The 6,745-nt window shown below is 68.5% G+C and carries 5 protein-coding genes and 1 pseudogene; 4 read left to right on the forward strand and 2 right to left on the reverse strand.

What is annotated here, in order from left to right:
* Position 1: 1 nt before the first annotated feature.
* On the forward strand, positions 2 to 985 hold the full coding sequence (locus ACGFSB_RS26915) for an alpha/beta fold hydrolase (protein WP_393404212.1): 984 nt from the start codon (positions 2 to 4) through the stop codon (positions 983 to 985).
* A 37-nt stretch (positions 986 to 1,022) separates the two neighbouring features.
* On the opposite strand, the gene ACGFSB_RS26920 is transcribed toward ACGFSB_RS26915, so the two are convergent.
* Positions 1,023 to 1,643 carry a DJ-1/PfpI family protein gene (locus tag ACGFSB_RS26920; RefSeq protein WP_393404214.1) on the reverse strand — a complete coding sequence of 207 codons (621 nt, stop codon included), beginning with the start codon at positions 1,641 to 1,643 and terminating at the stop codon, positions 1,023 to 1,025.
* Positions 1,644 to 1,828: 185 nt separating this feature from the next.
* On the opposite strand from ACGFSB_RS26920, the gene ACGFSB_RS26925 reads away from it, so the two are divergent.
* The gene (locus ACGFSB_RS26925; protein ID WP_393404217.1) at positions 1,829 to 2,797 is read left to right on the forward strand and encodes a hypothetical protein; all 969 of its coding nucleotides are present in this window, start codon (positions 1,829 to 1,831) and stop codon (positions 2,795 to 2,797) included.
* Between the two features lie 759 nt (positions 2,798 to 3,556).
* Here the strand turns inward: ACGFSB_RS26925 and ACGFSB_RS26930 are convergent.
* Entirely contained in the window at positions 3,557 to 4,867 is a 1,311-nt protein-coding gene (locus ACGFSB_RS26930; RefSeq protein WP_393404219.1) for a protein kinase, read from the reverse strand.
* A gap of 409 nt (positions 4,868 to 5,276) precedes the next feature.
* Here ACGFSB_RS26930 and ACGFSB_RS26935 point away from each other — a divergent pair.
* Together ACGFSB_RS26935 and ACGFSB_RS26940 are read left to right on the forward strand one after the other, a co-directional pair.
* Positions 5,277 to 5,618 (forward strand): annotated as a pseudogene (locus tag ACGFSB_RS26935) (TnsA-like heteromeric transposase endonuclease subunit); the annotation flags it as partial.
* A 64-nt stretch (positions 5,619 to 5,682) separates the two neighbouring features.
* The gene (locus tag ACGFSB_RS26940; protein WP_393404221.1) at positions 5,683 to 6,108 is read left to right on the forward strand and encodes a nuclear transport factor 2 family protein; all 426 of its coding nucleotides are present in this window, start codon (positions 5,683 to 5,685) and stop codon (positions 6,106 to 6,108) included.
* Positions 6,109 to 6,745: the final 637 nt, after the last annotated feature.

A 6,745-nucleotide genomic window follows, 5' to 3' on the forward strand; every position in this document is an offset into this window, starting at 1 on the left:
TATGCGGCACCCCGCGCACCACCGTTTGGTCGACGTCCCTGGTGGCCGGATCCACCTGGTGGAACAGGGCGAGGGCCCCCTGGTCCTCCTCGTCCACGGCTTCCCCGAGTCCTGGTACTCATGGCGCCACCAGCTCCCGGTGCTCGCCGAGGCGGGCTTCCGCGCGGTGGCGATCGACGTGCGCGGCTACGGCCGCTCGTCGAAGCCGCGTGAGGTGGACTCGTACCGGATGCTGGCGCACGTCGCCGACAACGTCGGAGTCGTACGCGCCCTGGGGGCGGAGTCCGCGACGATCGTGGGCCACGACTGGGGCTCGGGCATCGCGGCCAACTCGGCGCTGCTCAGGCCGGACGTGTTCACGGCGGTGGGCCTGCTGAGCGTCCCGTACGCACCGAGGAACGGCTTCCGGCCGACGGACGCCTTCGCGCGGATCGGTGGCGACGACGAGGAGTTCTACGTCTCGTACTTCCAGGAGCAGGGGAGGGCGGAGGCGGAGATCGAGCCGGATGTGAGGGGGTGGCTCGCGGGGTTCTACGCGGGACTGTCGGCCGACACGATGCCGTCGGCGGACGCGCCGAGCCTCCACTTCGTCGCTCGGGGCGGAAGGATGGCGGACCGTTTCGTCGGTGGCGGGCCCCTGCCCTCCTGGCTGACGGAGGCCGATCTCGACGTCTACGCGGCCGAGTTCGAGCGGACGGGCCTGACCGGCGCGCTCAACCGCTACCGCAACGTCGACCGCGACTGGGAGGACTTGGCGGCATGGGACGGAGCGCCGATCGTCCAGCCGTCACTGTTCATCGGCGGCGACCAGGACGCGTCGACGACGTGGATGGCCGACGCGATCAAGGCGTACCCGGAGACCCTGCCCGGCCTGGTGTCCTCGCACCTCCTTGAGGGGTGCGGGCACTGGGTGCAGCAGGAGCGGGCGTTCGAGGTGAACCGGCTCTTGGCGGAGTGGCTGCGGGCGTTGGCGGCGGGCGGGTAGCCGGACGGGCGGCCGGGGCGGGCTCAGCGGGATACGTCTAGGACACGGTCTGCGCCCGGAACTTCTCCACCAGCGCGGCCGGGGCCTTGTCCGGTGAACCAGCGTCGTACGGCGGCTGGGGGTCGTACTCGATGAGCAACTGGACGGTCTGCGCGTGCTCGTCGCCCGCGATCTTCCCGGCGAGGGTGAGCCCCATGTCGATCCCGGCGGAGACGCCCGCGCCGGTGACGTACTTCCCGTCGAAGACGACGCGCTCTCCGGTCGACTCGACCCCGAACTGCTTGATCTGTTCGAGCGCCAGCCAATGGGACGTGGCGCGACGGCCCTTGAGGAGACCGGCGGCGGCGAGGATGAGTGAGCCGGTGCAGACGGAGGTGGTCCAGGTGGTGGTGGCGTCGACGGCGCGGAGCCAGCCGAGCACGGCCTCGTTCTTCAGGTCGGGTTCAGGGCTGCCCGGTACGACGACGATGTCCGGGCTGCTGACCTCGGCGAGGGACTTCGTGGCGACGAGGGAGAGGGTGCGGGTGTCGTCGAGGACGGGTCCGGCCTCCTCGGCGACGAAGACGACTTCGGCGCCGGGGAGTGAGGCGAGGGTCTGGAAGGGGCCTACCGCGTCGAGGACGGTGAAGTTGTCGTAGAGGAGGATCGCGATCTGCATGGGGTCCCTTTCCCGGGTGAGGTGAGGTGAGGTGAGGTGCGGTGCTGTGCTGTGGCTCAAGTCTTCAGGCGGGCGCGAATGTCTGCAATGACAAGTAGCCCACCTTTACTGCCACTTGCACGCACTGCGCAGTGCGTTATCCACAGGCTGATCCGCGCGAGGCCAATGTGCGGCAGTCTGGGGTGATGGGGGGTTCAAGGGAGCTGCGGGGTGCGGGGGAGCGGGGTGGGCTGCGGGAGTTGGCCATGGAGGGGGTGTTGCTCACGTGCTGGGCCAGGGACGCGGGCTGGCCGACGAGCACGCTGTCCAGAAGCCTGGCCGCCGAGGGATGGACGCGCATCCCGGGCGGCGGCTGGGTGGAGCCCGGGCGCACGGTCGATCTGGCGGTGCGCCTCTGGGCCGGGCAGTTGACGACGCCAGGCCTGGTGGCGAGCCACCGGTCGGCGGCGGCGCTGTGGCGTATCGAAGTACTGCGGGAAGAGCTGGAGTTCACCGACCCACTGGGAGCCCGCCGCAAGACTGGCGCCCGCGTCCACTGGCTCCCCCTGCCGCCTGCCGAGATCACCGTGGTGGGGGACCTCCTGGTGACGACGGTCGCGCGTACGTTGGCGGATCTGCTGCGCGGCGGCCCCCGGGAGGACGCGCTGGTGGCGCTCGACTCGGCGCTGAGCAGCCGCAGGTACGGCGGGCGCTACTGGCGGGGCCCGCTGATCGGCGGCCTCGACACGGTGGCAGCGGCCTTGGATTCCCCACCGTCGGCGGTGGTGGGGACGACGGGGACGACCATGAAGACGAGGGCACGTAGGTGGCTGGGATTGGCTGACCCGGGGGCGGGTTCACCGGCGGAGACGGTCGCCCGACTCCGGATGTACGACGCGGGGTTGCGCCCGGAGTCCCAGGCGGAGCTCTTGACCCCGTCCGGCCGCCTCCTGCGCCCGGACTTCCTCTTCCGCGGGGAGGGCGTGGCCGTCGAGATCGAGGGCTACGCCTACCACGGCTCACGAGAGTCCCACCGCCGGGACCTGGCCCGCTACAACGACCTTGTGTCCTGCCCCGAGGTGCGGGTGCTATTGCGCTTCGGCGCGGAGGAGGTCTTCCACGCACCGGAGGCGTTCGTGGCGAGGGTGAGGGAGGCGGTGGCGGCTGGCGGGTGACCCTGCTGGGGGCGGGGGCTTCGCGGGGCCGGGGGCGTGGGGTGGTGATCGGGGCCGCCCGGCGCTCGGGAGTGTGGCGGTTCCGGCGGCCCAGTAAAGGGCGCTCCGCTGCGCTACGCGTCGGCTGCGCCGATTGCGCTGCGCTCCACCCTTGACTGCCCCGCCTCCACCGCAGGAGCTTTTGTTGGCCGGGCGGCCAGGAAGGGGGCGTATGGGGACGGTGGATGGGCTCGTCGGTCTCCTGCCATCTGCGGACCAGTTCTTCTGGTGCGAGCGTCACGCGGTGAGGAGGTACCGCCTGACAGACGGGGACGCCCCGGTGGCGGTGACGGGTCTCCGGCCGGGTGCGGACTGGTTCTCCTGGTGCGAGCGTCACGAGCGACGACACTCGGCCCGGCCGACCGGCCGGCTCAACTCCGGTGGCGCTGCTGTCCTGTGTCACCGAGTCGTCCCTGACGCGGTCGCCCTGACCTGCGACGAGGAATCTTGAGTGGCGAAGTGGCCGTGAACCGCGGGTGCCGCCGTTCGGAGATGCGGAGAGTGTTCGCCAGTGGATCTTGCTGGATCATGAGGATGCTTGGCGAGTACTGCTGCGGCGAGTTCGTTGGCGTCGGGGCAGATCGCGGCGTGTGTGTAGGTATCGAGGTTGGTCGGGATACCGCGGATTGCAGTTCGTCTCATCGAAGATGAGGTACGCAGGTGAGAGCGTGGGCATAGTGCCTGATGCACCGCTGCTCACCGCGTCCGGCCTTCATGAAGTCAGAGCTTCAACGCTGTCTGATTGGCATTGGCCAGGCGGGCTCGGCGGGTCCTGATGTCGCGGTAGCAGTACACCGCGAAGGACAGGGCAGTTATCGCAGGGGCCGATCCACCCGAGCCACCCACGAGCATTTTCGGGAGAGAGCTGTAAACCCCGGCGAAGAAGAGGAGCACGGTTGCCGCATAGCCCGCCGCGCGTGTCCGGGTTCTTGAGCTAGGTGTGAGAGCCGTCGCCAGCACCAAGACGAAAGCGAAGAGGAGAACGTAGATGGCCAGGGCGAGAGAGGCGTCCCAGGTTGTCGCGCCCTCGTCACTGTGGTCCTTGGAGAGAGAGAACACGGCCAGCACTCCGACGACGATCAGCAGGGAAGCCGACGGGACATACCGCTCCAGCTTGGTCAGGACATGGCCCCGACCATGAGGCCGTGCCACCGCGTTGGCATTCGAAAATGCCACGGCCCGCTTCGGGCCCCTGTCAGAGGTGCCAGAGGCGGATACGGAGGTCCTGGGCGAAGTCGCGGGTTCGGATGCGCGGGCGAGTTGGTGTAGTGCCTGGGCGAGGTCGGTGGCGTGCGCGTACCGGTGGTCCGGGTCCTTGCGCAGCAGGTTCAGCACGAGGTCGTCCCAGGCGGATGGGATGTCGGGGGACACCGAGCTCGGAGCGGGTGGCTCCTGGGTGAGGTGAGCGGAGAGGTAGCCGACGGTGTCGGGAGCTTGGAACGGCAATTGACCTGTGATCAGTTCGAAGAGCACACAGCCCAGCGCGTAGAGGTCGCTGCGCGGTTCCGGATGGCCACGCGCCTGTTCGGGCGCCATGTACGGGGGCGTGCCAACGATGAAGCCGGTCTGCGTGAGACGGTCCGCGGTCGCGTAGGGATCGGCGGCCCGCGCGATGCCGAAGTCGAGGACTTTCACAGCTCCGCCGGGTGTGACGAGGATATTGGAGGGCTTGATATCCCGGTGCATGATTCCGGCGCCGTGCGCATCGGCCAGCGCGTCCGCGATCTGCGTGCCCCACCGGGCCACGTCGCGCAATGCGACAGCACCTTGGCGCAGCTTCGCGTCCAGCCCCTCGCCCCGGACCAGCTCCATCACCAGGAACGGAACCTGATCGCCTTCCGGGCCGGTCTGACCGAGATCGTGGATGGTGACAATGTGCGCGTGTTGCAACTGCGCGGTGATCCGCGCCTCCCGCAGGAACCGGGCGCGCGCCTCCTCACTACGGCTCCCTCCGCCTGCGAGCAGCGAGATCAACTTGACCGCGACGGGCCGGTCCAGCGTCTGGTCCCACGCCTCCCAGACCTGCCCCATCCCGCCCTCACCAAGCTGCCGCACCAACCGGTAACGCCCCTCAAGGAGCTGACCCCGCACTGCTACGCCTCCCATGGATCGTGGCAACGCGCTCGCGGGCCTTCAGCACCGCCGAAACGGAGCGTGAACCCACCCCGGCGATGTCATGCCTAACGCACCCGCAGTGCTCACCCGGCCACCTCGCCCCTATCGAGTAAACCGTAGTGGCGACAAGCCGAGCTTGAGCAAGATTCAGTGACAAAGAGGAAGATCGACTGTCACAGGACAGCTGCCAGGTTTTGCTGCCGAGTGCGGACTGGCTCTTGTTGTCCCGTCTCACTCAATCGAGTCGTTTTCTCAACGAACCGGGTCGTTCGGACTTCTGTCTCAGCGAAGCTAGTCGCGCGACTGAGGGCGCTGGGGGTGTTGGATGGCTGTACCGGCTGGGGTGGATCAGGCGGGACCGTACGTCGAGTTGTCGTACGTGGACGCAGTGCACGGCGTCGTCGGTGTCCGCTGCGGGACTGTGTGACGGGCCGGTTCGAGGATGTCGCTCCGGTGCGTACGTTCCGCTGGTCGCGCGGTGAGCGTCACTTCCCGGGCTGGTACTGGGCGGCGACGACCGGGCGGCACGTCGGCTTCGAGTCGCTGGCTGGAGCGGGACCGACTGCTGCCGATGGACTTCGATCCCAACGTGGTGGGGATCGGCTCGCAGCCGTTCTGGCTGCACTGGCATGACGGTGAGCGGGAGAATCGGCACGCCCCGGACTACCGAACTCCCCGCCGACTCCTACGCTGAGTGGGTCAACAAGCGTTGAGTGAATGGAGCAACCCCTGTGTCGCATCTGGATACGTCTGCGGTCCGAACCCCTCGCGAGGCGCTGGCCCGCTACTACCAGGCCATGCTCGACAAATCCCCAGACGATCTCGCCGATCTCTACGCCACGGACGCGGTGCACGAGTTCCCGTTCTCCTCTCCGGGGTTCCCCCCACGCTATGAGGGACGCGAGGCCGTGCGCGCGGGATACCGGGCGGCCTGGGGCGCCAGCCCCGTCCAGGTGGAGGAGGTCAGGAAACTCGCGGCCTACGAGACCGCCGATCCGGAAGTGATCATCGCCGAGCATGTCGTGGTGGGAACGCTGCCGACCAGGCGCACCACCTTCACCGTCCCCGGTCTCCTGATACTCCACGTCCGCAACGGACTGATCACATGGGTCCGCGACTACATGGACGGCTTAGGAGTCGCCAGCGCCAGAGGATGATGGACAGACCAGCATGACGGCATGCGGCCGATACGGGGCAGCTCCCAGCTCGTTCCGGCCCCGAGACCAGAGATCTGTCTCAATGAACCGAGTCCCTGCGTCTCACTCAAACCAGTCCAAGCAGGTCAGCGCGCTGCGGACGACTAACTTCGTTGAGACAGGACACTTGTGGTGCGGATGCCAGGCGATGCTCCTCGGCCTGGCTTGGCCGGGCGGCTCCGCTTCGGTAGCGATGGCAGGTGTCGTGGCCGTCTGCGGGCTGGCACTTCTCACGGAGGCGGCGCGTGGCGATGCGGGGTGGGGGGGGGAGGGCTCCGGTGGCGGCCTTGGCTGCCGTCTGCGGACCAGTCCAGGCGGGGCTCGCCCGGAGCGCGGCACTTTGCAGGCCCGCCTGGGCGTACGCGCCGCTTTCGCTGCCGACAGCGGACCGGCCCATGCAAGACCCCGCCAAGAGTCAGCGGGCACACGGCCCGGCGGGAGGCGGTCGCCGAGTGGAGGGAAGGGCCGCAGAATGCAAGAAAATCCCACGACACGCCACCCCGCCCCCCAGCCCATGGGATTTTCCTGCATTCAACCCCCAACCACCCCTCCCCACACCCGAGATGACCGATATGTGAGCACGCGAGGCGATCCGTGA

It is taken from the genome of Streptomyces sp. NPDC048441, assembly GCF_043200235.1.
Classification (GTDB): domain Bacteria; phylum Actinomycetota; class Actinomycetes; order Streptomycetales; family Streptomycetaceae; genus Streptomyces.